This is a genomic window from Caulobacter sp. DWR1-3-2b1, from assembly GCF_049895765.1.
Classification (GTDB): domain Bacteria; phylum Pseudomonadota; class Alphaproteobacteria; order Caulobacterales; family Caulobacteraceae; genus Caulobacter.
The window spans coordinates 78,749-104,371 of sequence record NZ_JAFCSZ010000001.1 but is presented as its reverse complement, the minus strand read 5'-3'; the positions used below and the strand labels follow the sequence as shown (position 1 = coordinate 104,371).

At 66.3% G+C, this 25,623-nt stretch carries 27 protein-coding genes and 1 pseudogene; 14 read left to right on the top strand and 14 right to left on the bottom strand.

Features of this window, described 5'->3' with window-relative positions; genetic code table 11:
* Positions 1 to 60: 60 nt before the first annotated feature.
* From ACP69S_RS00575 to ACP69S_RS00565, 3 genes and pseudogenes are all read right to left on the bottom strand, one after another.
* Positions 61 to 330: pseudogene (locus tag ACP69S_RS00575) on the bottom strand (DUF72 domain-containing protein); the annotation flags it as partial.
* Positions 331 to 360: 30 nt separating this feature from the next.
* Positions 361 to 1,086 (bottom strand): endonuclease III domain-containing protein, encoded by a 726-nt coding sequence (locus tag ACP69S_RS00570; RefSeq protein ID WP_425993842.1) that lies wholly within the window; start codon positions 1,084 to 1,086, stop codon positions 361 to 363.
* A 66-nt stretch (positions 1,087 to 1,152) separates the two neighbouring features.
* Entirely contained in the window at positions 1,153 to 1,713 is a 561-nt protein-coding gene (locus ACP69S_RS00565; RefSeq protein WP_425993840.1) for an NUDIX hydrolase, read from the bottom strand.
* A gap of 316 nt (positions 1,714 to 2,029) precedes the next feature.
* Here ACP69S_RS00565 and ACP69S_RS00560 point away from each other — a divergent pair, with 316 nt between their 5' ends.
* The 3 genes from ACP69S_RS00560 to upp all read left to right on the top strand — a co-directional run bounded on the left by ACP69S_RS00560 (position 2,030) and on the right by upp (position 5,361).
* Positions 2,030 to 2,491: a (2Fe-2S)-binding protein gene (locus tag ACP69S_RS00560; RefSeq protein WP_425993839.1), complete on the top strand. Its 462-nt coding sequence runs from the start codon at positions 2,030 to 2,032 to the stop codon at positions 2,489 to 2,491.
* Between the two features lie 2 nt (positions 2,492 to 2,493).
* Positions 2,494 to 4,668: a molybdopterin cofactor-binding domain-containing protein gene (locus tag ACP69S_RS00555; protein WP_425993837.1), complete on the top strand. Its 2,175-nt coding sequence runs from the start codon at positions 2,494 to 2,496 to the stop codon at positions 4,666 to 4,668.
* A gap of 63 nt (positions 4,669 to 4,731) precedes the next feature.
* The gene (upp, locus tag ACP69S_RS00550) at positions 4,732 to 5,361 is read left to right on the top strand and encodes a uracil phosphoribosyltransferase (protein WP_425993836.1); all 630 of its coding nucleotides are present in this window, start codon (positions 4,732 to 4,734) and stop codon (positions 5,359 to 5,361) included.
* A gap of 113 nt (positions 5,362 to 5,474) precedes the next feature.
* On the opposite strand, the gene ACP69S_RS00545 is transcribed toward upp, so the two are convergent.
* On the bottom strand, positions 5,475 to 6,374 hold the full coding sequence (locus ACP69S_RS00545) for a 5'-methylthioadenosine/S-adenosylhomocysteine nucleosidase (RefSeq protein ID WP_425993834.1): 900 nt from the start codon (positions 6,372 to 6,374) through the stop codon (positions 5,475 to 5,477).
* Positions 6,375 to 6,589: 215 nt separating this feature from the next.
* On the opposite strand from ACP69S_RS00545, the gene ACP69S_RS00540 reads away from it, so the two are divergent.
* Both ACP69S_RS00540 and ACP69S_RS00535 read left to right on the top strand, forming a co-directional pair.
* On the top strand, positions 6,590 to 9,409 hold the full coding sequence (locus ACP69S_RS00540; protein ID WP_425993832.1) for a PAS domain S-box protein: 2,820 nt from the start codon (positions 6,590 to 6,592) through the stop codon (positions 9,407 to 9,409).
* Between the two features lie 89 nt (positions 9,410 to 9,498).
* On the top strand, positions 9,499 to 9,873 hold the full coding sequence (locus ACP69S_RS00535; RefSeq protein WP_425993831.1) for a response regulator transcription factor: 375 nt from the start codon (positions 9,499 to 9,501) through the stop codon (positions 9,871 to 9,873).
* Positions 9,874 to 9,983: 110 nt separating this feature from the next.
* On the opposite strand, the gene ACP69S_RS00530 is transcribed toward ACP69S_RS00535, so the two are convergent.
* The 4 genes from ACP69S_RS00530 to ACP69S_RS00515 form a co-directional block, all read right to left on the bottom strand.
* Positions 9,984 to 10,658: a hypothetical protein gene (locus tag ACP69S_RS00530; RefSeq protein WP_425993830.1), complete on the bottom strand. Its 675-nt coding sequence runs from the start codon at positions 10,656 to 10,658 to the stop codon at positions 9,984 to 9,986.
* A gap of 23 nt (positions 10,659 to 10,681) precedes the next feature.
* A complete protein-coding gene (locus ACP69S_RS00525; RefSeq protein ID WP_425993829.1) occupies positions 10,682 to 12,178 on the bottom strand; it encodes a phosphomannomutase/phosphoglucomutase in 1,497 nt (498 codons plus the stop codon).
* A gap of 98 nt (positions 12,179 to 12,276) precedes the next feature.
* Positions 12,277 to 13,233, bottom strand: a complete 957-nt coding sequence (locus tag ACP69S_RS00520; RefSeq protein ID WP_425993828.1) for a KpsF/GutQ family sugar-phosphate isomerase — start codon at positions 13,231 to 13,233, stop codon at positions 12,277 to 12,279.
* The gene (locus ACP69S_RS00515; RefSeq protein WP_425993826.1) at positions 13,230 to 13,463 is read right to left on the bottom strand and encodes a hypothetical protein; all 234 of its coding nucleotides are present in this window, start codon (positions 13,461 to 13,463) and stop codon (positions 13,230 to 13,232) included. Before ACP69S_RS00515 ends, ACP69S_RS00520 begins: the two co-directional genes overlap by 4 nt.
* Positions 13,464 to 13,578: 115 nt before the next feature.
* On the opposite strand from ACP69S_RS00515, the gene gpmA reads away from it, so the two are divergent.
* From gpmA to ACP69S_RS00500, 3 genes are all read left to right on the top strand, one after another.
* On the top strand, positions 13,579 to 14,292 hold the full coding sequence (gpmA, locus tag ACP69S_RS00510) for a 2,3-diphosphoglycerate-dependent phosphoglycerate mutase (RefSeq protein WP_425993825.1): 714 nt from the start codon (positions 13,579 to 13,581) through the stop codon (positions 14,290 to 14,292).
* A gap of 87 nt (positions 14,293 to 14,379) precedes the next feature.
* Positions 14,380 to 15,639 (top strand): pentapeptide repeat-containing protein, encoded by a 1,260-nt coding sequence (locus ACP69S_RS00505; protein WP_425993823.1) that lies wholly within the window; start codon positions 14,380 to 14,382, stop codon positions 15,637 to 15,639.
* A gap of 116 nt (positions 15,640 to 15,755) precedes the next feature.
* A complete protein-coding gene (locus tag ACP69S_RS00500; protein WP_425993821.1) occupies positions 15,756 to 17,021 on the top strand; it encodes a pentapeptide repeat-containing protein in 1,266 nt (421 codons plus the stop codon).
* Between the two features lie 84 nt (positions 17,022 to 17,105).
* Here ACP69S_RS00500 and ACP69S_RS00495 read toward each other — a convergent pair whose 3' ends face one another.
* Complete coding sequence (locus ACP69S_RS00495; RefSeq protein ID WP_425993819.1) at positions 17,106 to 17,576, bottom strand: Hsp20 family protein; 471 nt, start codon at positions 17,574 to 17,576, stop codon at positions 17,106 to 17,108.
* A 232-nt stretch (positions 17,577 to 17,808) separates the two neighbouring features.
* Here ACP69S_RS00495 and ACP69S_RS00490 point away from each other — a divergent pair, with 232 nt between their 5' ends.
* The 5 genes from ACP69S_RS00490 to ACP69S_RS00470 all read left to right on the top strand — a co-directional run bounded on the left by ACP69S_RS00490 (position 17,809) and on the right by ACP69S_RS00470 (position 21,624).
* Positions 17,809 to 18,648, top strand: coding sequence for a class I SAM-dependent methyltransferase (locus ACP69S_RS00490; RefSeq protein ID WP_425993817.1), 840 nt, complete (start codon positions 17,809 to 17,811; stop codon positions 18,646 to 18,648).
* A 55-nt stretch (positions 18,649 to 18,703) separates the two neighbouring features.
* Entirely contained in the window at positions 18,704 to 19,591 is an 888-nt protein-coding gene (locus tag ACP69S_RS00485) for a class I SAM-dependent methyltransferase (protein ID WP_425993815.1), read from the top strand.
* 32 nt (positions 19,592 to 19,623) lie between these two features.
* The gene (locus tag ACP69S_RS00480; protein WP_425993813.1) at positions 19,624 to 20,253 is read left to right on the top strand and encodes a hypothetical protein; all 630 of its coding nucleotides are present in this window, start codon (positions 19,624 to 19,626) and stop codon (positions 20,251 to 20,253) included.
* 92 nt (positions 20,254 to 20,345) lie between these two features.
* Positions 20,346 to 20,654, top strand: a complete 309-nt coding sequence (locus ACP69S_RS00475) for an SCP2 sterol-binding domain-containing protein (protein ID WP_425993811.1) — start codon at positions 20,346 to 20,348, stop codon at positions 20,652 to 20,654.
* A 4-nt stretch (positions 20,655 to 20,658) separates the two neighbouring features.
* Entirely contained in the window at positions 20,659 to 21,624 is a 966-nt protein-coding gene (locus ACP69S_RS00470; RefSeq protein ID WP_425993809.1) for an alpha/beta fold hydrolase, read from the top strand.
* Here the strand turns inward: ACP69S_RS00470 and hisN are convergent.
* Together hisN and ACP69S_RS00460 are read right to left on the bottom strand one after the other, a co-directional pair.
* Positions 21,605 to 22,441 carry a histidinol-phosphatase gene (hisN, locus tag ACP69S_RS00465; RefSeq protein WP_425993807.1) on the bottom strand — a complete coding sequence of 279 codons (837 nt, stop codon included), beginning with the start codon at positions 22,439 to 22,441 and terminating at the stop codon, positions 21,605 to 21,607. The genes ACP69S_RS00470 and hisN overlap by 20 nt on opposite strands.
* Before the next feature lie 42 nt (positions 22,442 to 22,483).
* Complete coding sequence (locus ACP69S_RS00460) at positions 22,484 to 22,876, bottom strand: helix-turn-helix domain-containing protein (RefSeq protein ID WP_425993805.1); 393 nt, start codon at positions 22,874 to 22,876, stop codon at positions 22,484 to 22,486.
* A 116-nt stretch (positions 22,877 to 22,992) separates the two neighbouring features.
* Between ACP69S_RS00460 and ACP69S_RS00455 the strand changes: the two genes are divergently transcribed.
* The gene (locus ACP69S_RS00455; protein WP_425993803.1) at positions 22,993 to 23,934 is read left to right on the top strand and encodes a lysophospholipid acyltransferase family protein; all 942 of its coding nucleotides are present in this window, start codon (positions 22,993 to 22,995) and stop codon (positions 23,932 to 23,934) included.
* Here the strand turns inward: ACP69S_RS00455 and ACP69S_RS00450 are convergent.
* The 3 genes from ACP69S_RS00450 to ACP69S_RS00440 form a co-directional block, all read right to left on the bottom strand.
* Positions 23,931 to 24,440 (bottom strand): response regulator, encoded by a 510-nt coding sequence (locus tag ACP69S_RS00450; protein ID WP_425993801.1) that lies wholly within the window; start codon positions 24,438 to 24,440, stop codon positions 23,931 to 23,933. The genes ACP69S_RS00455 and ACP69S_RS00450 overlap by 4 nt on opposite strands.
* A gap of 104 nt (positions 24,441 to 24,544) precedes the next feature.
* Positions 24,545 to 25,339 carry a M23 family metallopeptidase gene (locus ACP69S_RS00445; protein ID WP_425993799.1) on the bottom strand — a complete coding sequence of 265 codons (795 nt, stop codon included), beginning with the start codon at positions 25,337 to 25,339 and terminating at the stop codon, positions 24,545 to 24,547.
* 38 nt (positions 25,340 to 25,377) lie between these two features.
* Positions 25,378 to 25,599: a DUF2093 domain-containing protein gene (locus ACP69S_RS00440; RefSeq protein ID WP_425993797.1), complete on the bottom strand. Its 222-nt coding sequence runs from the start codon at positions 25,597 to 25,599 to the stop codon at positions 25,378 to 25,380.
* Positions 25,600 to 25,623: the final 24 nt, after the last annotated feature.

The following is a 25,623-nucleotide window of genomic DNA, read 5'->3' as shown; positions in this document are numbered from 1 at the left end:
CAGGCTTGGGGGCAGCTGGATCAGCAGCGGCGCAAGCTTTTCGCCCAAGGCCGAGCATTCGTCGAGGAACCGGGACAGAGGCTCGTTGATGTCGATCAGCCTTCGCTCATGGGTGATCGTCTTGGGGATCTTCACCGCGAACCGGTAGTCCGGGGGCGTGCTGGAGGCCCAGCGAGCGTAGGTCTTGGTTTGGTGCGGCCGGTAGAGCGAGCTGTTGATCTCGACGGCGTTAAACCGCGTCGCGTAGCGTTGCAGCCCGGAGCCTTCGGGCGGGAACTTGTCGGCGAGGCGATAGAGGCTCCAGCCAGCCGTACCGATGCGAATGTTCATTCCACCTCAGCGCGCGAAGGCGCGCCGGGTTCAGCCGCGCGGTCGCCAGGCCAGGACGTCGGCGCTGTGGCCGACGCCGATCTTGGCGCAGTCGTGTTTCAGCGGGCAGGCGCCGCAGCGGGGCGCTTCGTGCGGACACAGCATCTGACCCAGGCCCCGCTTCATCAGCCAGTGCAGTTCGAACAGATCATCGGCCGTCCACGCCTCCGGCGCTAGGTCCATTAGGGCGTGATAGGCATGGGTGGCGTCGCCCGAGCCGACCAGGCCGATACGCTTGGCGACGCGCTGGACATGAGTGTCGATCACCAGCGAGCGCATCGCCAGGTCACTGAAGTTCAGGACGCAGGCGGCGACCTTGACCCCGACACCCGGCAGGCTCTGAAGTTCGTGCCGGGCCGCGTCCACGGTGAGGGTCTTCAGATGGCTCAGCGACAGCCAGCCGATCCTTGCCTCGATCATGCGCAGCGCCAGTGGCAGACGACGCGCCTTATCCTGGGCGTGAGTGACGTCGTGGATGATTTCCAGCACCCGGCCTTCGCTCGCCTGGGCCAGATCCTCCCAGCACTTGAACTCGGCCCGCAGGCGCAGGAACGCCGCCCACGACACGGCGTCGGGCGTGCTGCCGCTGATCGACGACTTCACCAGTTGGGAAATGGGGTCCATGCGCGCCACCGGCCGCTGCGGGCCAAACTCGCACAGCAGGGCGTCGCGGACGCTTTCGAGGGGCGAACGCGAGAGGCTCAGGGAAAGTTGCATGGGACCTCGATCCAGAACATAATGAGAACATTATGCCGCGCGGATCGAATTGTCCACAGGCTGTGACTAGCGCCGCGTGCGACCCCATAGCGTCGTCACCCGGCGGCGCAGGCGCTGGAAGGCCACGCGAACCGGCGTCGGGGCCCGGGCGGGGGCGGGGCGTTCGTCTTCCGGCAGCTCGACGCCGGCGAAGCGGGCGATCAGGTCGCGCAGTTCCGGCTCCTGAACACCAAGCGCGGCCTCAACCGGACTCATCCACTGCAGGACCCGCTGGCCCTTTTCCGGCCAGGTCTCGTGCTCGCCCGTGACGTGGAAAGGATACACATCGACCCTGACCAGCCGCGCCTCGCCGCTCTTCAGGCGCTTGAGATATTCGTAGTCGCCGACCGACTGCTTGACGATCACCCCGTCGAGGCCGGCTTCCTCATAGGCCTCCTGGGCGGCGGCGGCGGGATCGGTGCGATCCTTCATCGGCCAGCCCTTGGGGATGACCCAGCGCTTGGTCTCACGCGACGAGACCAGCAGGATCTGAAGCGTTGCGCCGTCGCCGCGCCATGGCAGGGCGGCGACCTGACGACGTCTGTCGTTGGCCTTGGCCGCTCCCTGCTTGACCGGTTTCTCCGTCACGTCTTCAACATCCAGATGCGTGGCCCGTCTTGTCGCGACGCCAGCCAATAATAGCGCCAATGATCCTCTGAGTCGTCGAGGTCGGAACGCGGTATTGCGTCACTGGGGTGCGCCTTGCCCGACAGACGTCACGCGAAGCCCAGTGGCGTTGTCAAATCATGGTCCGTAGTCGGATTGTTATTGGATTGAGCGCGAACCACGAATGCGTCGAGCCGTCAAACCCTAACGATCAACTTGCCCTCGGAAACGGAATCGCTCGTCGCCATCGCCGGGGTGAGGCAATATCAGGCTGGCAACCTAGAGCCAGGAGTCGGGCATGGCGTTCACGCTCACCATCAATGGGGAAACCCGCTCGGTCGAGGTCGAGGGCGACACGCCGCTGCTGTGGGTGTTGCGCGATACGCTGGGCATGGTCGGGACCAAGTTCGGTTGCGGCGCGGCCCAGTGCGGGGCCTGCACGGTGCATATCGACGGCGCGCCGGTGCGCGCCTGCATCACCCCGGTGCGGCGCGTGGGCGACAAGAAGGTCGTCACCATCGAGGGCGTCGGCAAGGATCCGGTCGGGGCCAAGGTGCAGGAGGCCTGGAAGGCCATCGACGTGCCGCAGTGCGGTTACTGCCAGGCCGGCCAGATCATGTCGGCGACGGCGCTGCTTTCCGCCAATCCCAAGCCCGACGACACGGCCATCGACGAGGCCATGAACGGCAACCTCTGCCGCTGCGCCACCTATATCCGCATCAAGGCAGCCATCAAGGCCGCCTCCGGTCAGGGAGCTTGAGTATGGACGGCGAGATGCTTCGCGACCCGAACCGTCGCCTGTTCCTGCAGACCGGCGCCGCGCTGGGCGGTGGCCTGATGATGTCGTTCAGCCTGTCCGGCGTAGGCCACGCAGGGGGTGAAGGGCAGCTCAGCGCCTATGTCCGTATCGCGCCGGATGGCGGGGTGACCATCGTCTCCAAGGTTCCCGAGGTGGGGCAGGGCATCAAGACCTCGCTGCCGATGCTGATCGCCGAGGAGCTGGACGTCGAATGGTCGGCTGTGACCGTCGAGCAGGCCATAGCCGACACCAAGGTCTTTGGCCGCCAGGTGGCCGGCGGCAGCATGGCCACGACGCTGGAATATGACGGCCTGCGCCGGGTGGGCGCCACGGGCCGCGCCCTGTTGATCGCCGCCGCCGCCGCCGGCTGGGGCGTGGCCGCCGAAACCTGCGCCACCGAGCCCGGCTTCGTGGTCCACGGCGAGACCAAGCGTCGTCTGGCCTATGGCGAGCTGGCGCAGGCCGCCGCCGCCCTCACGCCGCCCGATCCCAAGAGTCTGACCCTGAAGGATCCGAAGACCTTCCGCATTATCGGCAAGCGCCAGCAGAGCCGCGACATCGACGCCATCACGACCGGCCAGCCGCTTTATGGCATCGACGTGCGCGTGCCGGGCATGCTGTACGCCACCTTCGCCAAAGCTCCGACCTTCGGCGCCAAGGTGGCCAGTGTCGACCTGGCGACGGCCAAGGCGGTGGCGGGCGTTAAGGGCGCCTTCGTTGTCGAGGGCGGGACCAACCTGCAAAGCATCCTGCCCGGCGTCGCCGTGGTCGCCGAGAGCTGGTGGGCGGCGCGCAAGGGCCGCAATGCGCTGGAAATCCAGTGGGCCGACCATCCGACCGGAGCGCAAAGCAGCGCCGGCTTCGCCGCCAAGGCGGCCGAGCTGGCTGAGGCCCCGCCTCATCGCACTCTGCGAGCCGACGGTGATGTCGACGCGGCGTTCAAGGGCGCGGCCAAGGTCGTAACCGCCGCTTACGACTACCCCTTCATCGCACATGCCAGTCTGGAACCGCAGAACTGCACGGCCAGCTTCAAGGACGGCAAGGTCGAGATCTGGGCCCCGACCCAGAATCCCGAGAGCGGCCGCAAGCTGGTCGCCGCCGCTCTGGGGATCGCCGAAGCCGATATCGTCATCCATCTGGTGCGGGGCGGCGGCGGATTCGGCCGGCGGCTGATGAACGACTACATGGTCGAGGCTGCGGTCATCTCGAAACTGGCCGGCGCGCCGGTCAAGCTGGTCTGGACGCGCGAGGATGACACTCAGCACGACTTCTATCGTCCGGGCGGCTGGCACAACCTGACCGCTGGTCTCGACGCCAAGGGTGATCTGCTGGGCTGGCGCGACCACTTCGTGACCTTCGGGGCGGGCGAGCAGTTCGCCACCGCCGCCGGCATGAACGCCACCCAGTTTCCGTGCCGGGCGGTGGCCAATTACAAGCTCGACGTGTCGGTGATGCCGCTGGGCGCGCCGACCGGCTTTTTGCGCGCGCCAGCCAACAACGCCTTCGGCTTCGTGATCCAGAGCTTCACGGACGAACTGGCTGTGGCTTCGAAGCAGGACCCCATCGCCTTCCGCCGCAAGCTGCTGGGCGAGCCGCGTCTTCTGGGCGAGGCCGGGCAGGGCGACAGCTTCCACACCGGCCGGATGCGCGGAGTGCTGGATCTTGTCGCCGAGAAGTCCGGCTGGGGTCGCAAGACCCCCAAGGGAACGGGCCTTGGCGTGGCCTGCCACTACAGCCACCTGGGCTATGTGGCCGTGGTCATGGAGGTGTCGGTCACCAACGGCGCGCTGAAGATCCACAAGGTCTGGGCCGTCGCCGATGTCGGCTCGCAGATCGTCAATCCCAGCGGGGCCGAGCAGCAGGTGCAGGGCTCGATCCTGGACGCCATCGGCGCCGCCCTGCACCAGGTGATCACCTTCGAGAACGGCGCGACCACGCAAAGCGGTTTCGCAGACCACCCGCTGCTGCGAATGGCCGAGGCTCCGCCGGTCGAGGTGCATTTCAAGCTCAGCGACAACCGGCCCACGGGCCTGGGCGAGCCGGCCTATCCGCCGGCCCCGGCCGCGCTGTGCAACGCCATCTTCGCGGCGACGGGCAAGCGCATTCGGTCCCTGCCCATTGGCGACCAACTGGCCTGACGGGAAAGCGCCTGCTAGGAGCGTGAGCCCGCTCCTAGCCCCGCCTCCTAGCAAAGTCTCGTCATGTCTCAGGTCACCGTCGTCAGCCATCCCCTGGTTCAGCACAAGCTGACCAAGATGCGAGACAAGACCACCTCGACCAAGACGTTCCGCGCCCTGATGCGCGAGACGGCGACCCTGATCTGCTACGAGGTCACGCGCGACCTGCCGATGGATGAGGTCCAGATCGAGACCCCGGTCGCCCCGACCTCGGCCAAGGAGATCGCCGGCAAGAAGCTGGTCTTCGCCCCGATCCTGCGCGCCGGCCTGGGCATGGCCGACGGCATGCTGGACCTGGTGCCCTCGGCCCGCGTCGCCCATGTGGGCCTCTATCGCGATCCAGAGTCGCTGGAGGCGGTCGAATATTACTTCAAGGCGCCGCAGGACATCGCCGGCCGTCTGGTCATCGTGGTCGATCCGATGCTGGCCACCGGCCACTCGGCCATCGCCGCCGTCACCCGCCTGAAGGCGGCCGGAGTCACCGACCTGCGGTTCGTCTGCCTGCTGGCCGCCCAGGTCGGGATCGACAACCTGCGCGCCGCCCATCCGGACGTGCCGATCTGGACGGCCGCCATCGACGCCGAGCTGAACGATCACGGCTATATCGTGCCGGGCCTGGGCGACGCCGGCGACCGGACCTTCGGCACGCGATAGGGGGATTGTCATCCCGGCCGTAGCGCGCAGCGCGAAGAGCCGGGACCGCAACGAACTCTGAGTTTCCGGCGGTCCCCGATAGCCTCTGTGAGGCTTCCGGGATGACAACTTGCTTAAGGGAGAGCCTTCACGAAGGCCTTCACGACACTGGCGGAGTTGTCCGAGGCCAGCTGCAGGAAAGTGTGCATCTCATTGGCCCCGTCGCCGCCGCCGGCCAGGTCCGACAGGCTGCGGAAGGCGATGAACGGCGCGCCATTGGCATAGGCTACATGGGCTACGGCGGCGCTTTCCATGTCCACGACCCGCGCCTGGAAGGTGGCGCGGGCGTATTTGCGGTAGGCGGCGTTGTCGAGGAAGACGGGCGCCGAGATGCCGTTGCCGCCAACCACCACCTTGGGCGCATGCACCAGGCACTGATTGGCCACGCAGCGGGCCAGCGGGGCGGTGGTCGCGATGGCGCGAGCGGTCTCCAGCATGGCCGGATCGACCGGGAACCAGCGGCGGCGCTCGGGTGGACTATCGCCGCGAGCGATCATGATCGAGCGGGGGATCATCATGCCAAAGGCGGGGAGATTGTCGTTGCGCATCGAAGCCGAGAGCTCGAAGCCCTTTTCGGTCTCGCGGGCGAAGGCGGTTTCCAGGTTCTGGCTCCACTGGTCGGCCACGATCACGTCGCCGATATCGAGGCTCTCATCGACGCCGCCCGCAATGCCCGAGAACACGATCCGGGTGACGTTGAACCGGTCCAGAGCCAACTGGGTCGTCATGGCCGCATTGACCATGCTGACGCCGCTGAGGAACAGCACCACCGGTTTGCCCTCCAGCTCGCCCGTGGTGAAGGTCACCCCCGCGGCCGTGTAGCGCTTCTGGTCTTTCGTGGAGGCCGCCAGGACAGTCAGCTCCGGCGGGAAGGCCGAGATCACCGCGATGCGCGGGGCATCGTCGAAACGCTCGGCCGCCGCGGCGGGCAGGACGGTGAAAAGGAAGATGGCCAGGGCCGTAAGCAGACGCATGGATGAACTCTCTCGGGAACAGGCGCCCGAAGGCAGCACGGCGTTGAGAGCTTGGACATAGCCCGCCGACGGCTCCGGGCCAATCGCCGACGATCTGTTCAAGCGCGGGTCATCGGGCAGCCCGTTTCCACCAGGGCGACGTCATTTCAGGCGGCGCTCGAATGATTTCCGCTGCGTTAACCAGTGATGCAGACAGGGCTGGCAGGGTGATCAATATGACCCGAGCCCAGACACCTTCGTATTGGACCGAACAGGCCACCCGGATCGCCGCCGCCGCGGCTCTGGGGCTGACGGTGGCGTTGCTGGCCTATGCCTGTATCGAGTTGCCACGCGACCTGGGGCAGATCGCGCCAATCTGGCTGGCCAATGGGGTCGTGCTGACGGTGCTGCTCTGGACGGATCGCGCGCGCTGGCCGCTGCTGATCGCCTTCGCCGTGGCGGGAAACATAGCGGCCAGCCTGCATGCCGGCGGACGCCTGCCGGTGGCCCTGGGGCTCAGCCTTGGCAATGTCGTGGAATATCTGCTGTCGGCGGTAGCCCTGCGGCATGTGCTTGGTCGAGACATGGATGTCAGCCGGCCCCGCGATCTGGGGTGGATCGCCCTGATCTGCGGTTTCTGCGCGCCAGCGGTCTCGGGCGTCATTGCGGCCGCCGTCCTGTACGCCTCGCGGGATGCCGATATTGGCCGGACTTTCGTCAGCTGGGGCCTGTCCAACGCCCTGGGCCTGATGCTGGTGACGCCTTGCCTGATCGCTTTTCGGCAAGCGCGTTCGCTGTTGGCCGAGCGCCCGGTCACCCGGCGCGGCTGGCTGGCCCTGGCGGTGCTGGTCGTCACCATCATCGTGGTGTTCACCCGGCCGCGCTATCCGCTGTTACTCATCATCCCACCGGTCCTGATCTTCGTTGCTCTGGAGCTGGAATTCCTTGGGGCTGCGGCCGGGATTCTCATCCTGTCGGGCATGGCCGTCGGCTTCACGACGATGAACATCGGTCCGGTCGCCTTGTTGGCCCAGGACACGGCCGAGCGTGCGCTGTTCCTGCAGATCTTCCTGGTGGTCTCGATCTTCGCCGCGTTGCCGCTGGCGACGATCAACGCCCAGAGACGCCGTTTGCGCGAAGTGGCGCAGGAGCAAACCCGCTGGGCCGACATGGCCGAGAGCCTGGCGGGAGTCGGCTACTGGCGCGTCGTCCTCTCGACCCAGGCGGTGACCTGGTCCGGCCAGATGTACGCGATCCTGGGGATCGAGCCGGGAACCCAGATCTCTCCTGAGCGGTGGCTCAAGGCGATCCACCCCGAGGATCTCGAGAGGACCCGGCAGCACTATCGAGACATGGTCGAGGGATGCGCGACGAGCTCGACGTTGCTCACTCGCGTGGTGCGCGCCAGCGGTGAGGTCCGGCACGTCAGCGGCCACATGAAGGTCGAGCGCGACGCCGAGGGGCGCCCGACCGTCGTGTTCGGTGTGATCATGGACGTCACCGCCCAGAAGGAGGCCGAACGGACCATCACCGAAAGCGAAGCCCGCTTCCGTATTCTCACCGAGAACGGCAGCGACGTGCTCGCGCATTCGAGCCTGGATGGCCGGATCACCTATATTTCGCCTTCGGTCGAGCATCGCCTTGGCTTCAAGCCCGATGAAGTGATTGGACGCCGATTGACCGACTTCATCCACGATGACGACGTCGAGGCGGTCCTGACCGTGGTTCGGACCCAGTTCGAAAGCCGCGGGAGCACCTCTCCGGTGCGGGTCGAATACCGCTCGCGTCACAAGGATGGTCGGGAGATCTGGTTCGAGGCGCGCCCGACCCTGGTGCTTGATCCCGCGACAGGCAGGATCAACGGCGTCACCGACATCATCCGCGACATCTCGCGCCGCAAGATGCTGGAAATCGAACTGCGCCAGGCGCGCGCCGACGCCGAAGCCGCGGCGGCCGTCAAGAGCGAGTTCCTGGCCAATATGAGCCATGAGCTGCGCACGCCGCTGACGGCGGTCCTGGGCTTCACCAAGCTGGTCGAGGACCAGCCCGAGCTCAGCGACGCGACGCGTGGCTATGTCGAGCGGGTCTCCAACGCCGGCAAGGCGCTGCGGGCGACCGTCAACGACATCCTTGATTTCTCCAAGCTCGAGGCCGGGCAGGTCGATATCAAGCCAAGGCCGATGTCGCCGGCCGAGCTGGCGCGCGAGACCATCGAGCTCTTCGACGCCCAGGCCAGAGCCAAGGGCCTGTCGCTGAAGATGTCGGGCCTGGAGGCCGTGCCCCCGGTGGTGCTGGCCGATCCCGACCGGCTGCGCCAGATACTGCTCAACCTGATCGGCAACGCCGTGAAATTCACCGAGCAGGGCGGCGTCGAGGTCCAGGCCGCTTTCGATCCGGCAACCGAACGCCTATCGTTCTCGGTCGTCGACACCGGGCCCGGCATGCCCGCCGACCGCGTCGGTTACCTGTTCCAGCGCTTCTCCCAGGTCCATGGCTCATCGACGCGCAAGTACGGCGGCACGGGTCTTGGCCTGGCGATCTGCAAGGGCCTGGCCGAGGCCATGGATGGTGACATCGGGGTCGAGAGCCGCGAAGGCGAAGGCTCGCGGTTCTGGTTCGAGCTTCCTGCTCCCATAGTCGATCATGGCGAGGAGGGCGCGAGCGAGAGCGATGGGCAGCTGACACTCCCCGATAACTGCCGGATTCTGATCGTCGACGACAATCTCGCCAATCGTGAACTGGTGCGGGCGATCCTGGGTCCGTTCGGCGCCGAGATGACCGACGCCGCCGATGGCGACGAGGCGATCTCCAGCGCGGGCGAGGCGCCCTTCGACGTCATCCTGATGGACCTGCGGATGCCGCGCGTCGATGGCCGGGCCGCCGCCGCCCGGATCCGCCAGGGTGGCCTCAATGCCCGGACCCCGATCTTGGCCTTCTCGGCCGACGCCTCGACCCTGACAGTCGACGACCTATTCGACGGCCAGATCCCCAAGCCCTTGTCGACTCTGGGATTGATCGAGACCCTGGCGCGGACCTTAGCGACAAGCAGGGTTTGACGAACCCGGTTCGAAACGACCAATTGTCGAGAGATCCCGGCTTCGCCGGCGATCATCCCCTGATTCTGTTTCGGGCCTGATCGCGACCGATGTCCAAAGCCGCGTCCCTGATCTATGTCGCCGACGACGATCCCGACATTCTGGAGTTGATTTCCATCGTCCTGACCCGGGGCGGCTTCGAGGTGGTCGGGTTCGAGACGGCCGACGCCCTGATGGCGGCGCTGGCCGTGAGGACGCCGGCGGCCGCGTTGCTGGACGTGCGCATCCCGGGGCAAAGCGGTCTGGACGCGCTCAAGGCCATCAAGGACGACTCCGCCACCGCGCACATTCCGGTGCTGATGCTGACGGGCGATGGACGCCTGGACCGCATTGTCCAGGCCATGCAACTGGGCGCGGCGGGCTATGTGATGAAGCCCTTCGACGGCGCGCAGCTGGTCGAACGGGTTCGAAGCCTGCTGCTCTAGAGCCCTTTCCGACCTGATGGCTTCATCAGGGTCGGGCGAAAAGAACTCTAAATCAAAAGTTTAAAGCATTTTTCGATCCGATAACCGTTTCACACTTATCGGAAAATGCTCTAGCCGACGAGCTTGCGAACCCAGGTCAGGAAGTTGTTCCAGGTCTCGATGAACGTGGCGATCACGCTTTCGGCTTGGGTGATCGCCGCGGCCGGCTTGGGCGGCGGAGCCGGCACGAACCAGCTGGGCGCGGCCGGCGGCGCGCAGTTCATCCGCATGCCAACGCCCTTCAGATAGCCGCGCCTGATACCGCCTGAGCGGATGGCGGCCTGCACGGCCTTGTCGTGTTTGGCCGCGCCGGTCAGCTTGCGGATCCAGCCGCGGAACGGCAGGACGTGGGTGGTCTGGTCGCGCACCTCGGCGACTCCGGCCTTCCAGGCGCCGTCGACGACCTTCTTGCCCCTGGAGCGATTGTCCGGCGGCGGCGCCTCGTCCAGATCCGGGCCGAGCGCTGCATCCAGCCGGCCGATCTCGGCGGCGATCGGCTCACAGCGCTCCAGACCCGCGACGTCATAGGGATCGGCGACCGCGCGGGTCAGGACGGCGGGGATGTCCTTGCGCTTGAGGTTCAGATCCTCCAACGGTGCAGTGACGGCGTCGCGCAGGGTGTCGCCGCGCTGGGTCGTGCCGGGATCGGCTGCCAAAGCCGGTCCGGCGAGCAGGGCGCAAGTCAGGGCAAGGGAGATCGAGCGACGCATCACGGCGAGATCGCCCGGCTTTGCGGTTCCGCGCAAGAGGAATGCGCCGGCGCCGGGTCTCAGATTTCCTGGTTGTACTTGCCGACCCGGTCGCCCAGGCGCGGCTTCACTTCCTGGCGGAACAGGGCGCGCATGTCGTCCTGGGAGCTGATGCTTTCGACCACGACGACGATCTCCGGCTTGTTGGAGGAGGCCCGCACCAGCACCCACGAGCCGTCCTCCAGGTGCACCCGCACGCCGTTGACGGTGATCACCTCGACGATCTTGCGGCCCAGGATCGAACCGCCGGCCGCGAACAGGTCCTGGTATTCCTTCACCACGTCGGCGACGACGCCGTATTTCACCTCGTCGCCGCAGTGCGGGCTCATGGTCAGGGAGGTGAAGGCCACCGGCAGCGCCTTGCGCATGTCCGACAGCTTCTGGCCGGGGTTGCGGTCCAGCATGGCCAGGATGGCGGCGGCGGCGGTCAGGCCGCAGTCATAGCCGTAACCCAGCTCGCCGTTCATGAAGAAGTGACCGCTCTTCTCGAAGCCGGCCAGGGCGCCCAGCTCAGCGCTCTTGCGCTTGATATAGCTGTGGCCGGTCTTCCAGTAGATCACCTTGCAGCCGTGCTGCGCCAGGATCGGGTCGGTGGCGTAGAGGCCGGTGGACTTCACATCGACCACGAAGGTCGCGCCGGGGTTCAGCGGGGCGAGATCCCGGGCCAGCATCAGGCCGATCTTGTCGGCGAAGATTTCCTCGCCCTCGTCGTCGACCACGCCGCAGCGATCGCCGTCGCCGTCGAAGCCGAAGGCCAGGTCCGCTCCGTGCTCGCGGACAGCGGCGGCCATGGAGTGCAGCATCTCCACGTCTTCGGGGTTCGGGTTGTACTTCGGGAAGGTGTAGTCGAGCTCGGTGTCCATGCCGACCACTTCGGTCACGCCCATGCGCTGCAGGGCGTCGACGGCGAAGGCCCCGGCCGTGCCGTTGCCGCAGGCGGCGATGACCTTCAGGGGCCGGGTGATGCTGGCGCGCTTGGCGACGTCGGCGATGAAGCGCTCGGCCTGGCCCTCGACCCGGATCAGCTTGCCGCCGTCACGCTCGACGAACTTGCCGCCCAGCACGATGTCGCGCAGCCGGCCCATCTCGTCGGGACCGAAGGTTAGCGGACGCTGGGCTCCCATCTTCACCCCCGTCCAGCCGTTCTCATTGTGGCTGGCGGTGACCATGGCCACGCAGGGAATGTCCAGGTCGAACTGGGCGAAATAGGCGGTGGGCGACAGGGCCAGGCCGATGTCGTGGACCTCGCAGCCGGCCGATATCAAACCCAGGATCAGGGCGTTCTTGATCGACGACGAATAGGAGCGGAAGTCGTGGCCGACCACGATCTTCGCCAGGCCCAGTTCCTGGATGTAGGTGCCCAGTCCAAGACCCAGGGCCTGAATGCCCAGCAGGTTGATGTCCGGCCCAAACAGCCAGCGCGCGTCGTATTCCCGAAAGCCCGTGGCCTTGACCAACGGCTCGTTCTCATAGGCGGCGGTATTGGGAACGAGGTCAGAGCGGGGAGCGGAGAACATCGGGGCTCGCTTCAATGTTGAGAACGTCGCCTTACCGTCGCGGCAAAGGTTCCGCTAGCGCTCTGACATGACAAAGGTCGGCGAAACGTAAATTGCAGCTAGATAATCCCGGCCCGAAGCAGGTCGTGGACATGCAATACGCCGACCGGGCGTTCGCCTTCGACCACGAACAGGACCGTTATCCGCCGCTCGTTCATGATCTTCAGGGCTTCGGCGGCCAGGGCCGATGGGGCGATGGTCAGCGGCGCGCGGGTCATGACCTCGCCGGCGATGTGGCTCATCAGCCCGTCCATGTGACGGCGCAGGTCGCCGTCGGTGATCAGGCCGATCAGGGCGCCGGCCGTGTCAATGACGCCCACGGCGCCAAAGCGCTTTTCGCTCATCACCAGCAGCGCGTCGGACATCGGCGCGTCGATATGGGCCAGCGGCAGTTCCTGCTCGCCGTGCATCAGGTCGCCGACCGTGCGCAGCATTGCGCCCAGCTTGCCGCCGGGGTGAAAAACGCGGAAATCGCTGGCCGTGAAGCCGCGTCGCTCTAACAGGGCCACGGCCAAGGCGTCCCCCAGGGCCATCTGCAGGGTGGTGGAGGTGGTCGGGGCGCTGACCTCGGCGGTCGCTTCCGGCGCATCGGGCAGCAACAATAAAATGTCGGCCGCCTGGCCCAACTGGCTCTCGGTGACGGCGGTCATGGCGATCAGCGGGATCGAGAAGCGCTTGGCGTAGGCGAGGGTGTCGGACAACTCGCGGCCCGCGCCTGATTTCGACAGGGCCAGCACCACGTCATCTGGGCCGATCATGCCCAGGTCGCCATGGCTGGCCTCGGCGGGGTGAACGAACATGGCCGAGGTGCCTGTCGAGGCCAAGGTCGCGGCGATCTTACGCGCCACGTGGCCTGACTTTCCCATGCCGGTGCAGACGACCCGGCCCTTGGCGTTGAACACGGTCTCGACCGCCTTGACGAAAGACTCGCCAAGCATGCTGGACAGCTCGCGCAGTGCGTCAGCTTCGCCAATCAGCACCCGCTGCCCGACCGAGACGGCGTCGAAGGCGCTCACTGAACGGTTCCGCCGGCGGCCTTGACGGCGCGGACGGCCTCTTCGGCGCGGCGTCTGGCGCCTTCCTTCTCGCGCTCGATCTTGGCGCGCATTTCCGGCGTTTGCTGAATCGGGACGGAGCCGAACGGATCGGGCGAGCGCGCGCCATAGCCTTGCGGCCAGACCAGGGCGAGGGCGATCATCGCCAAGGCGATCAGCGCCATCAGGGGCATGAAGAAGCGGTCGGACATGGCCTTGCCTATAGCATGTGTCGCGCTGACGGGGAGGGGGCGCCAAGGGGAGGCAGCGCTTGACGTGACGCGCCGCCGGGCCTAGCCCGCCCGTGACATCTCGCAAGGAGGCCCGATGCCAACCCTCGTCCTGCTCCGCCACGGCCAGAGCCAGTGGAATCTCGAGAACCGCTTCACCGGCTGGGTGGACGTCGACCTGACCGCCGAAGGCGAGGCTCAGGCGCGCAAAGGCGGCGAACTGATCGCGTCCGCAGGCATCGATTTCGACGAGGCCTTCACCTCTGTGCAGACGCGCGCGATCCGCACCTGCAACCTGGCGCTGGACGCCGCCCAGCAGAGCTTCGTGCCGGTGACCAAGGACTGGCGCCTGAACGAACGCCACTACGGCGGCCTGACGGGTCTGAACAAGGCCGAGACCGTCGCCAAGCATGGCGAGGAGCAGGTCACCATCTGGCGTCGTTCGTATGATGTCCCGCCGCCTGAGTTGGCGGCTGGAGGCGAATACGATTTCAGCAAGGACCGCCGCTACGCCGGCAAGGACTTGCCGTCCACCGAGAGCCTGGCCACGACCCTGGTTCGCGTGCTGCCCTATTGGGAAGCCGAGATCGCGCCGAAGCTGGCTAAGGGCGAGACGATCCTGGTCGCCGCCCACGGCAATTCGCTGCGCGCCATCGTCAAGCACCTGTTCCAGGTGCCCGACGACGACATCGTTCACGTCGAGATCCCCACCGGCAACCCGCTGGTGATCGAGCTGGATGGTGATCTGAAGCCGGTTGCGGTCCGCTATCTGGACGAGGCCCGGGCTCAGAAACTGCCCGCCATTGCCTGATTGCGGCAGAAGCGCTTGGAAACTCAGCGTTAATGCGGGAGCAGGCATGGTAATGATCCATCCATCCAAGGATAGATCGCGATCACCATGACCGCTCCGGTGGCGACTGGCCACGAATACCGGCGCCTCACGCAGTATGACGTCGATGTCATCTGCGCCAAGCACGACCGCCTGTGGGCGGCTCGGCTCGGTGGCGCGCGGGCGGTATTTAACTTCTGCGACCTGTCGGGCCTTTCGGTTACGGGCCGAAATCTCTGCGACGCCGATTTTACGGGGGCGCTGCTGGTCGGTTGCGACATGCGCAAGACCAAGCTCGACAATGCCAACATGTACGGCGCCGACATGCAGGGCGCGGATCTGACCGACGCCTCGATGCGCCGCGTCGACCTGCGCGGCTCCAGCCTGCGGGGCGCCAACCTGACCGGCGCCGATCTCTTCGAGGCCGACCTGCGCGAAGGCTCGATCGCCGCGGCGGATCGGAAGGAAGGCTACAAGATCATCGAGCCGATCCAGCGCGAGGCCTATGCGACCGGCGCGGTCCTGGCCGGGGCCAACCTGGAACGCTCGCGCCTGTCAGGCATCATGGCCACCAAGGCCGATTTCAGCGACGCGATCCTGAAGGACGCCAAGCTTGTGCGGGCCAATCTGAAGCAGGCCAATTTCAACGGCGCCAACCTGGCGGGCGCCGACCTTTCCGGGGCCAATCTGGCCGGCGCCGACCTGCGCAACACTGTGCTGGTCGGGGCCAAGACCCAGTCCTGGAACGTCAGTGACACCAATATGGAGGGCGCACTGACCGACAAGCCGTCGGGCACCAGCGTCTCCGACATGCCTTATGAGCAGATGATCGCCGATCATGCCCGCTGGTGCGAGACCGGGGGAGCGGAGGGCAAGCCGTCTTCCTTCGACAAGGCCGACCTGCGCAATCTGAAATCGATCCGCGGCTTCAACCTGACGGCCTTGTCGGCCAAGAGCGCGGTGTTCTACGGCCTCGACATGGAGGGCGTGCAGCTTCAGGGCGCGCAGCTGGAGGGCGCGGACCTGCGAGCCTGCAATCTTCGCCATGCCGATTTGCGCGGCGCACGGCTTCGCGGCGCCAAGCTTTCGGGTTCGGATCTGCGCGACGCTCAACTGGGCCCCTTGCTGATCGGACGGGACCGGCTGCTGCCGTCGGACATGACCGGGGTCATCCTGACCAACGCCGATCTCGCGCGAGCCGACCTGCGACAGGCGTGCCTGAGTGGCGCGGACCTGTCGCGCGCCAATTTCACCAACGCTCTCCTCAAAGAGATCGACATCACCGGAGCCATTCGCCTGGGGGCGAGGGGTTTGGGAGGCGTTATCTAGCCGGGCGTCGCCCACTCAAGCTTCGAGCACGACATTTCCACGCGGCCTTAACTGTTCGCTCGTCGAACTGCGTTATCCTTACCGTCGGGCAATGACCCAGGGAGAGACTGAGAGACATGACCGCCGCGCAAAGCATGGCTGGTAGACGACGCCTCAGCCAGGCAGAGCTCGACATGATCGTGACATCCCACGAGAAATTCGTGACGGGCAAGCAGGGCGGCAAGCGGGCTTCCCTGAAATTCATGAATCTGTCCGGTCTGGACATGTCGTTCCGCAATCTCATCGACGCCGATTTCTCCGGCTCGGTTCTCGATGGTTGCCGCATGGTCCGCACCAAGCTGGACCGCGCTAACCTTTTCGGCTGCGATCTGCGCAAGGCCGATCTGCGCCAGGCGACAATGGTTCGCGCCGACCTGCGGGGCGCCTGTCTGCGCGGGGCCAACCTGGCCCAGGCCGACCTGACCCAGGCTGACTTCCGCGAAGGCCAGATCGCCATCCCCCATCCCCGCAAGGGCCTCGACACGCTGCGCCACGAGACGCGCCAGGGCGAGGTCGACGAGGTTAACTTCTCGGGCGCCACCCTGGACGGCTCGCAGTTCGAGGGCGTGTCGGCTTTCAAGGCCGATTTCAGCGACTGTTCGCTGCGCGGCGCCAAGCTGTCGGGCGCTAACCTCAAGGATGCAAACCTGTCGGGAGCCATTCTTGACGGCGCCGATGTCAAGGGCGCCAACCTTGAGGGCGCCAATCTGCAAGGCTCGGTGATGGCAGGGGTCGACACCTCTACCGCCCGCACCGCCGGCTCGAACATGGCCGGCGCCCTGGTCGCCGTCACGGCCCAGGCCCAGGCGAGGGCTCAAGAGCTCTATAAGCGCGCCCTGGACAATCAGCGCTGGTGCCAGACTGGCGGCAAGGAAGGCCAGTGCGCGCGGTTGGACGGCGAGGATCTGCGTCCGCTGGGCGACCGCCTCAAGGGGCTGCGGCTGACGGCCATGAGCGCCAAGGGCGCCTGCATGGTCGGGCTGGATCTGTCGGGCGCTCAGCTACAGGGCGCGAACCTGCAGAACGCCGACCTGCGCGCCACCAACCTGCGCGGGGCCGACCTGCGCGGGGCCAAGCTGACCGGCGCCAACCTGACCAAGGCCGACCTGCGCCAGGCGTTTCTCGGCCCGCTTCCGCTGGGTCCTGAGCGGCGCACCCTGACCAATCTGGCTTCGGCTCGCCTGCGCTATGTTATGGCTCAGACGGCCGATCTTTCGGAAGCCGTGTTCGACGGCGCCGATCTGCGCGGGGCCGACTTCACTGGCGCGCGGGCCGTCAAGGCCAGCTTCCGTGAATGCGACCTGAGCCAGGCGCAGGGCCTGGATCTGTCCTCGCCGGAATAGCTTCCCATACGAAAAAGGCGGCGCATCGCTGCGCCGCCAAAGTCGAGGGGAGGGATCTCAGAAGACGATGTTCAGGGCTGCCGGTCAGGCGGCCTTTTCGCTTTTGACCTTTTTACCTTCGATCAGCGGGGCGGCAGCCGACTTGATCTCGATGGTGCGCGGCTTGAGGGCTTCGGGCAGTTCGCGCTTCAGAGCGATGGAGAGCAGGCCGTCGGCCAGGGCCGCGTCGGTCACCAGCACATAGTCGGCCAGCTGGAAGCGGCGCTCGAAATTGCGCTCGGCGAGGCCGCGATGCAGATAGCGCTTGGCGTCGTCATTGGCGGCCTTGCGACCGGTGACGGTGAGAAGGTTCTCCTTCACCTCGATGGCCAGTTCTTCTGGCTTGAAGCCGGCGACGGCGATCTCGATGCGATACGCATTCTCGTCGGTGCGCTCGATATTATAGGGGGGATAGCCCGAGGCGGCTTCGTTTGACGCGGCGGCGTCGAGCAGGGAGGCCAGCCGATCGAAGCCGACGACGGACCGATAGAGGGGGGAAAGGTCGATAGTGCGCATGGTCACATCCTTCTTATCAAGCAAGGTTGCAGTGTCTGTTCGTCCCTTCGGCGCCCCGAAACCGGCGACGCCTGTGGTTCGGAAGGCCCGGAAATCCAGCGCCTTCGGATAGACAGGTAGGAAGCAGGATTTTGGCTTCAAGGGGTTGAATCGAGCGTCGGTCGCTAAACGCTTGATCGGCTCGATCCCCCGGTTAAGGTCGCCGCTCCTGACGCGGAAGAGACCTCCCAAGATGACCCACCGTCGCCATGTCCTGATGCTGGCAGCCGCCCTGTGCCTGGCAGCGCCCGCCGCCTTCGCCGCCGACGCAGCCCTCAAGGCCGCCGTCGCCGCGCCTCACCGCCCTGCCGCTGACGTGGCCCGCGACGGCGCCCGCCACCCCTATGGGAGCCTGTCGTTTTGGGGGCTGAAGCCCAAGCAGACCGTGATCGAAGTCTCGCCGGGCAACGGCTACTGGACCGAGATTCTCGCGCCCTACGCCAAGGCCACCGGCGGAACCTACATCGCCAGCGTCGCCGATCTGGCCAATCCCAAGCTGTCCGATGGCGCGCGCAAGGGGCGCGCGGACTTCGAGGTTCGCTTCGCCGACGAAGCCCGCTACGGCAAGGTGAAGTATGCCAATTTCGGAACCCTGTCCGCGCCGCTGGGCGCGCCGGGTTCGGCTGACCTCGTGCTCACGGCCCGCAACGTCCACAACTGGACCGGCCAGCCCGGCGTCGCCGACAAGGCCTTCGCCGACTTCTTCGCCGTGCTCAAGCCGGGCGGCCTGCTGGCCGTCGAGGATCACCGCGCCGATCCCCGTCCCGAGGGCAGCCCCGGCTCGGGCGGCTACCTGGCCACCGCCACGGTGGTCGCGCTGGCCAAAAAGGCCGGCTTCAAGCTGGACGCCAAATCCGAGATCAACGCCAACCCCAAGGACACCAAGGATCACCCCTTCGGCGTCTGGACCCTGCCGCCGGTCAAGCGCACCGCACCGGGTGGCCAGCCTGCCGACCCTACCTTCGATCGTACCAAGTACGATGCGATTGGCGAGAGCGACCGGATGACCTTGCGTTTCCGCAAGCCGTCGTAGTCCGGCGCCTTTTGGCCAAGGTCGCGAAATAGTCTGGCGGCGATCGCGAGGGGGGATGATGCTTCCGGATATTGCCTGGTCCAGACGGGGCTTGATCGTCGGCGCGTCGGCGGTGGGCCTCGTCGGCTGTGGATCCAAGAAAGCCGACGAGACGCCCAAGTCGGCCCCCGAGGCTGAAAACGGGACCATCGAGACAGCGGTCGGCGGCGATTGGCGCTCGTCGGCCGACCGCGCTCGTGACATGTGGCGCCATCCCATCGAGAGCCTGAAGTTCTGGGAGTTGAAACCCGGTCAAACGGTGGTCGAGTTCTGGCCCGGGGCCGGTTGGTACACCGAGATCCTGGCGCCGTTTCTGGCCGCGACCAACGGCAAGCTCTATGCCCCGACCCTGCTGGTGGATCCCAGCGACCCCGCCGCCGCCGGGGTGGTCGAGGCCTATCGGCGCAAGCTGTCTGAAAAGTCCAAGCTCTATGGCGCGGTGGAAGTCACCGCCTTTGGTCCGACCAGCGGTCCGGTCGCGCCGGCCGGTTCGGCCGATCTGGTGCTGTTCCTGCGCAACGTCCACAACTGGATGGCGGCCGGTATCGCCGAAAAGGCGTTCAAGGACGCCCTGGCCTCGCTGAAGCCCGGCGGCGTTCTGGGCGTCGAGGAGCATCGTGGCGAGCCTGGGCGTGTTCAGGACGTCCTGGCGGCCGATGGCTATGTGCAGGAAGCCTATGTGGTGCAAATGGCCCGCGAGGCCGGCTTCATCGTGGCCGGCGCCAGTGAGATCAACGCCAATCCCAAGGACACCAAGGACCATCCCTTCGGCGTCTGGACCCTGCCGCCGGCCCGCCTGTCGGCCCCGCGCGGCGAGCCGGCCGAGCCCGGCTTCGACCATGCCAAGTACGACACCATCGGCGAGAGCGACCGCATGACCCTCAAATTCGTAAAGCCCAAATGAGCCATGCAATGAACCGCTGGACCGCGATGCTGATGGCCGGCGCGCTGATCGCCGCGGCGACGCCCGCCCTGGCGGAAAAGATCGGGCCGGCCTCCAAGGCGTTCCCCTATCTCGAGAAATTCCTGAAAGTGCCGCCCGCCGAACGCTCAAAGCTGCGTCTGAGCTACGGCCTTTCGCGGGATGGGAAACCATTGTCGAACCTGAAAGCGACGCTAATCGAGCCTACGGGCGCCCGCACACCATTGCCCGTCGACGCGGCCGGCGTCTTCGAGCGCCTGCCGACCCTGGCTCAGCTCGAGAGCGGATCGAAGCTGGCGCTCGACCTGCCCGAGGACGCCAAGATCGGCAGCAGCCTCAACTTTGGCACGCAGATCAAACCGGCGTCGGAATACGAGGTCGCCGAGTTGGCGGCCACCGTCGATCAGGCTGGCGTAGTCATCGGCAAGGTGGCCGGGGCCGCAGCGCTGCTAGCGCCCAAAATGACCGGCATCGTGTTTTCGAGGGCCGAAGGCGGCGTCGCGATCTTCGCCGACGGACGCACACAACCCCTACCCGAGATGCAGGACAGCCCCTATTTCCGTCCGGACGACTTCAAGGGCGCCGTAAGGGTTAAGTTGACAAAATCCCCGACTAAGGTCGGGTTCTACGCCAAGAAGAAATAAACCAGACCGGGTCTGAACGGTGTTTACTTGCCGCTGCCGCCCGGTTTAGCTATCGCCAATCAACACGTAAAACACAGAGGGAAATCGCGCTCATGGCTACGCTGCAAGAAATCACCGACCGTATCAAAGGCGCCGTGGGCGAAGACAGCGGTCTGGGCAAGAGCCTGAAATTCGACCTCAAGGACGCCGGCGTCGTGCACATCGATGGCGGTTCGGTCAGCAACGAAGACCTGCCCGCTGACCTCGTCATGACCCTGAGCATGGACGATCTGCTGGCCATCGGCGCCGGCTCGCTGGACCCCACCATGGCGGTGATGACCGGCAAGCTGAAGCTTTCGGACATGGGTACGGCCATGGCGCTGCAGTCCAAGATGGCGGCGCTCTTCGCGAAGATGCGCTGATCCCATGACGGAACGGGCGCCTCTGGTATCGATTCCCGAGGCGCCCGTTCCGGATCATGGAACGGCTGAATGGTTTGTCGGCGCGGACGGGGCGACCCTCCGCGCCGCTTCCTTTTTCCCGGATGGCGAATCGCGTGGTTCGGTGATTGTCAGCCCGGGCCGAAGCGAACCGATCGAGAAATATTACGAGGTCGTCGAGGACTTGCTGGCCCGCGGCTTCGCGGTGCTGGTCCATGACTGGCGAGGGCAGGGGCTGTCGGCCCGCGTCTTGCCCGACCGGCTCAAGGGCCACGCCCAAGGCTTCAAACCCTTCCTGGGCGACTACACGGCGCTCCTGAACACTTTCGAAGATCGCCTGCCCAAGCCCTGGATCGCCTTGGGGCATTCGATGGGCGGCTGCCTGACGACCCTGGCCCTGGCGCACGGCGAGAGCCGTTTCTCGGCCTGCGTACTGTCGGCGCCGATGCTAGGCCTCAATACTGGCGGACGCCCCGCCCGCGCCGCGCGGGCGCTGGCCTGGGTCATGTCCCGCGCCGGCCTCTCGGGCGACTACACCTTGGACGACAAGGGCGACCCTTTCACCCACAGCTTCGCCGCCGATGCCCTGACCCACGATCAGGCCCGCTACGAACGCTATCGGGCGCAGCAGCTTGCCAACCGCGACATCGCCCTTGGCGGCACGACCTGGGGCTGGGTGGATTTCGCCTTCTCGGCCTGCGCTTGGCTGCGCCGCTCGCCGGGCGTCGAGACGATCTCGATCCCGGTGACCATCGTTGGTGCGGGCGAGGACAGCCGCGTACTGAACACCGACCTCAGATCCATCGCTCGGCGTATTCCCAGGGGCCGCTACCTGGAGGTCGAGGGCGCGTTCCACGAAATCCTGATCGAGACCGACGAGCGCCGGGCGCAGTTCTGGGCAGCGTTTGACGAGACGGTGGACGCGGTCGCGCCTACTTCGCCGACCGCCTGAGTGACACCAGCGCCTCGTCCAGCGGTCTGCGATCTCCCGAGATCACCATCTGGCCGCCGTTCTGGCCGACCGGCTCGCCGCGCCAGTTGGTGACCATGCCGCCGGCGCCTTCGATCAGGGGGATGGCGGCTTCGATGTCCCAGGACTGCAGGCCGGCCTCGACGACCATGTCCATCTTGCCCATGGCGACCATGGCGTAGGCATAGGCGTCGCAGCCCAGGCGGGCCAGCTTGGCGGCGGCGCGCACCTGCAGCCAGGCGCCGCGTTCGGCGCCGTCGAAACAGGCGTCGGGATCGGTGGTGGCGATGACGGCGTCGGTCAGGTTCGCACATTCGCGGACCTTGATGGGTCGGCTCTGGCCACGCGACATCAGGCGCGAACCGCCGGCATGGCCGACGAACAGCTCGTCCATATAGGGCTGGCCGATAGAGCCCAGGACGGGGCTGCCCTGATGGCGCAGGCCGATCAGAGTGGTCCATAGCGGCAGGCCGGCAATGAAGGCGCGGGTGCCGTCGATGGGATCGAGCACCCAGACGAATTCGGCGTCCGGGCGATCCTCGCCATATTCCTCGCCGATCACGCCGTGCTCGGGATAGTGCTCCGAGATCAGGGCGCGTATCGCCGCTTCCGCGCCGCGGTCGGCTTCCGTCACCGGATCGAAGGCGGCATGGCTGTCGCGTGGCAGGTTCTTGCCCGCGCCCTTGTCCTCGAGCCCGTGATCGGCCCGGAACAGGGGCAGGATCGCCCCCGCCGAAGCGCGGTTCAGGTCGATGATGAAGGCGTCGAGCGCCGCGAGCCGGTCAGCGGAAAGCGTCATGGGCGGGGTTTACCCCCCCCGCCACAAGTACGCTACTCTGACTTATGCGTCGGCGTGCTCGCCGCCGTTCAGCGACTTGGCCAGGTCCAGCAGACGACGACGCGGACGCTCGCCGAGCAGGTAGTACGCGCGGATCAGATCCAGCGTCTCCTTGCGGGCGAACATCTCGCCGCCCTCGGCTTCGCCCGCGGCTTCGCGGCGAACCTGGTCGGAGAGGCCGTCGTAGAAATAGCCCACCGGCACTTCCAGCGCCTCGGACAGCTGCCAGAGGCGAGCGGCCGAGATGCGATTGGCGCCGCACTCGTACTTTTGAATTTGCTGGAATCGTACGCCCACCGTGCCGGCCAGTTGCTGCTGGGTCAGACCCAGAAGACGGCGACGACGGCGCAGACGCTTGCCCAGATGCACGTCGATGTCGTTACCCATGGAAGCCAAGCCCCCCCGCTAGTATCGAGCGTCCCGAAACGGAACGGTCGTGCTTGTTGCCCGCAAGTCGCGTGCCGGGCGAAGTGGCGTTGCGCGCGGCGTGCAAGCCAGCTTACTAAGAAGGCATGTCGGATAAGCGTCGGCCCTGGGCCCAGGATCTGCTGTGGCGTCTGGAGGCGCTGGGCTTTGACCTTTTCATCGCCCTGTTTCGCCTTATGGGGGTGGACGCCGCGTCGAGTTTCGGCGGCTGGATGGGTCGCACGTTCGGCCCGATGAGCGGCGCTCACAAGGTGGCCGAGCGCAATCTGAAGCTGGCCTTTCCGGAAAAGGACGCCGCCTGGCGGGCTGAAACCTTGATCGCGCAATGGGACGGTCTGGGCCGTTCGTTCGCCGAGTTCCCGTTGATGGACAAGATCCTGCCCTCGACCGGACGGGTCGAGGTGGTGGGCAAGGAGCGCCTGGCCGCGATCGCCGAAACGAAGATCCCGGTGGTGTTCGTTTCAGGCCACCTGTCGAACTGGGAGGTGATGCCCGCCGCCATCGTCGATAGCGGCGTCACTTGCGAGATGACCTATCGCGCGGCCAACAACCCCTATGTCGACGAGCGTATCAAGCAGAGCCGGTTCCGCTATGGCGTACGGCTGTTCGCGCCCAAGGGCGGGGACGGCGCGCGCGAGTTGCTGGAAGGGATGAAGGAAGGCCGGTCGGTCGCCCTGATGAACGACCAGAAGTTCAATAACGGCGTGGCGGCCCCGTTCTTTGGCCATGACGCCCGCACCGCGCCGGGGCCGACGCGTCTGGCGATCCGTTTTGGCACGGTGCTGCAGCCGATGTCGGTGCAGCGGATCAAGGGCGCGCGCTTCCGGGCGGTGGTCCATGATCCCATCGTCGTGCCTGCCACCGGCGATCGCACGGCCGACATCGAGACGGGTGTGCGCCTGATCAACGCCTTCATGGAAGATCGCATCCGCGAGCGGCCTGCAGAATGGTTCTGGGTGCACCGCCGCTGGCCCAACGAGGTCTATGCCGCGTTGGCCACCAGGGATGCGGAAGGTCGCGAAGGCTAGATTTCCAGCGCGCCGGGACCATCGCCCTGCCGGCGATGGGGACCTGCGTAGTTGGGTTCGTCGCGACGGCGGCGGCAGGGGCCGAAATAGTCGCCCGAGCGGATGAACGGCCGCTGCTTGAAGATCACCGTGTTGATCCTGTCCAGCAGCGAGCGGGCCGTGACCGGCTTGACCACGATCTCGGTGACCCCGGAGTCGCGGGCCTCGAACACGCGATTACGCTCGGCGAAGCCGGTGAGCATGATGATCGGCAGGAAGGGATCGACGCTGTCGGGCGAGTTGCGGACCAGTTGGGTGAACTGCACACCATCCAGCGGCGACATCTTGAAGTCGACGATGGCGATGTCGACCAGACCCTCGCGAAGCGCCTGCAGGGCTTCGGCGCCGTCCATGGCCTCGCGCACGTGCTTGACGCCCACGCCCTTGAGAATGGTGCTGACGATGGCTCGCATGTGGTGGTTATCGTCCACCAGCAGAAAGCGCAGGTTCGCATATTCCGCCGACATGCGGTGACCATCTCCTCGTCGCACCGGAAAACCGAGCCGCGAATAAGCACGCGGCCAAGCTTCTGGATAGTGAGATCATGGCTAATGAATGGTTTATTTTCGCGCTACAGGCGAGGGGCGCTGGCGCCGACCATCAGGGATGGATCCAGGTTGCGGCCACGCCATTTCATGCGCCAGCACAGGTGCGGACCCGTGGCGCGGCCCTCCTTGCCCACGGCGCCGATGATCTGGCCCTGCTTGACCAGATCGCCAGCCATAACAATGGCTTTCGACAGGTGGAGATAGGCTGTGATCAGTCCCTGGCCGTGATCGATCAGGATAAGGCCGCCTTCGAAGTGCAATCCGGTCTCGGCGAAAACGACCAACCCGCCGGCCGGAGCCCGCACGGAAGTCCCCACAGGCGCCGCTAGGTCAACCCCAAAATGGGGACGCTTGGGCTCGCCGTTGAGGATACGCTGGCCACCGAACCGCGCCGAACGCCGCGCGCCTTCGACGGGCATGATGAACCCGGTCTTGAAGGCGTCGAGGTCCAGAACACTGTTAAAGCCCACCGCCTTGCGCTCACCCTCGGCGGCGATGCGGGCCAGCAGCGCCGGATCGACAGGCGCGACCTGGTCGGCGGGCAGGCCGTCGATGCGCTGAACATCGAAGGTTCCAGGCGCGATCGCAGCCTCATGGCTGGCCGAGCCGTCGGCGGTGGTGACGGTGACGCGCACCAGCGGCGGCGCGTCGCGGTCGAAGCCGACCACGAACCAGCCCTCGGTCGAGGCCAAGCCGACGACTTCGCCGTCGATATCGATGGTGGCGTGCGGCGCGGTGCGGCCAATAGCGTAGCCGCCCTGCACGAACTTGCCCGACAGCGTCAGCCCGGGCGCCGAGGCCCCTGCCGCATGAGCCATGCCGCTGAGGGCGAGGCCCGCGAGGAGGGCGCGACGGTTCAGGCGATCTTCTCTTGCCAGCGCTTCAGCGCCTCGGCGGGGGTGGCGTAGGCTTCCTGCAGCAGGGGGCTCCAGTAGCGCAGCGCGTCCAGCGCCACCTTGGCGCCCGTGACGGCGCACAGCACGAAACGGCCCGGGGCCATCACGGCGAATTCGCCGTCGCCATAGTGCAGCACGGCCAGGCCGTCGGATTTTCCAAGGTCGCGATCATAAGCGTTCATGAGGCTGTTCTACGCCAGAGCGTC

Excerpts from the sequence above, each read along its gene's own strand:
- ACP69S_RS00570 (WP_425993842.1), bottom strand. The coding sequence starts at position 1,086 with ATGCAACTTTCCCTGAGCCTCTCGCGTTCGCCCCTCGAAAGCGTCCGC.
- ACP69S_RS00560 (WP_425993839.1), top strand. The coding sequence starts at position 2,030 with ATGGCGTTCACGCTCACCATCAATGGGGAAACCCGCTCGGTCGAGGTC.
- ACP69S_RS00555 (WP_425993837.1), top strand. The coding sequence starts at position 2,494 with ATGGACGGCGAGATGCTTCGCGACCCGAACCGTCGCCTGTTCCTGCAG.
- upp (WP_425993836.1), top strand. The coding sequence starts at position 4,732 with ATGTCTCAGGTCACCGTCGTCAGCCATCCCCTGGTTCAGCACAAGCTG.
- ACP69S_RS00545 (WP_425993834.1), bottom strand. The coding sequence starts at position 6,374 with ATGCGTCTGCTTACGGCCCTGGCCATCTTCCTTTTCACCGTCCTGCCC.
- ACP69S_RS00540 (WP_425993832.1), top strand. The coding sequence starts at position 6,590 with ATGACCCGAGCCCAGACACCTTCGTATTGGACCGAACAGGCCACCCGG.
- ACP69S_RS00535 (WP_425993831.1), top strand. The coding sequence starts at position 9,499 with ATGTCCAAAGCCGCGTCCCTGATCTATGTCGCCGACGACGATCCCGAC.
- ACP69S_RS00525 (WP_425993829.1), bottom strand. The coding sequence starts at position 12,178 with ATGTTCTCCGCTCCCCGCTCTGACCTCGTTCCCAATACCGCCGCCTAT.
- ACP69S_RS00515 (WP_425993826.1), bottom strand. The coding sequence starts at position 13,463 with ATGTCCGACCGCTTCTTCATGCCCCTGATGGCGCTGATCGCCTTGGCG.
- gpmA (WP_425993825.1), top strand. The coding sequence starts at position 13,579 with ATGCCAACCCTCGTCCTGCTCCGCCACGGCCAGAGCCAGTGGAATCTC.
- ACP69S_RS00505 (WP_425993823.1), top strand. The coding sequence starts at position 14,380 with ATGACCGCTCCGGTGGCGACTGGCCACGAATACCGGCGCCTCACGCAG.
- ACP69S_RS00500 (WP_425993821.1), top strand. The coding sequence starts at position 15,756 with ATGACCGCCGCGCAAAGCATGGCTGGTAGACGACGCCTCAGCCAGGCA.
- ACP69S_RS00495 (WP_425993819.1), bottom strand. The coding sequence starts at position 17,576 with ATGCGCACTATCGACCTTTCCCCCCTCTATCGGTCCGTCGTCGGCTTC.
- ACP69S_RS00490 (WP_425993817.1), top strand. The coding sequence starts at position 17,809 with ATGACCCACCGTCGCCATGTCCTGATGCTGGCAGCCGCCCTGTGCCTG.
- ACP69S_RS00485 (WP_425993815.1), top strand. The coding sequence starts at position 18,704 with ATGATGCTTCCGGATATTGCCTGGTCCAGACGGGGCTTGATCGTCGGC.
- ACP69S_RS00480 (WP_425993813.1), top strand. The coding sequence starts at position 19,624 with ATGGCCGGCGCGCTGATCGCCGCGGCGACGCCCGCCCTGGCGGAAAAG.
- ACP69S_RS00475 (WP_425993811.1), top strand. The coding sequence starts at position 20,346 with ATGGCTACGCTGCAAGAAATCACCGACCGTATCAAAGGCGCCGTGGGC.
- ACP69S_RS00470 (WP_425993809.1), top strand. The coding sequence starts at position 20,659 with ATGACGGAACGGGCGCCTCTGGTATCGATTCCCGAGGCGCCCGTTCCG.
- hisN (WP_425993807.1), bottom strand. The coding sequence starts at position 22,441 with ATGACGCTTTCCGCTGACCGGCTCGCGGCGCTCGACGCCTTCATCATC.
- ACP69S_RS00455 (WP_425993803.1), top strand. The coding sequence starts at position 22,993 with ATGTCGGATAAGCGTCGGCCCTGGGCCCAGGATCTGCTGTGGCGTCTG.
- ACP69S_RS00450 (WP_425993801.1), bottom strand. The coding sequence starts at position 24,440 with ATGTCGGCGGAATATGCGAACCTGCGCTTTCTGCTGGTGGACGATAAC.
- ACP69S_RS00445 (WP_425993799.1), bottom strand. The coding sequence starts at position 25,339 with ATGGCTCATGCGGCAGGGGCCTCGGCGCCCGGGCTGACGCTGTCGGGC.
- ACP69S_RS00440 (WP_425993797.1), bottom strand. The coding sequence starts at position 25,599 with ATGAACGCTTATGATCGCGACCTTGGAAAATCCGACGGCCTGGCCGTG.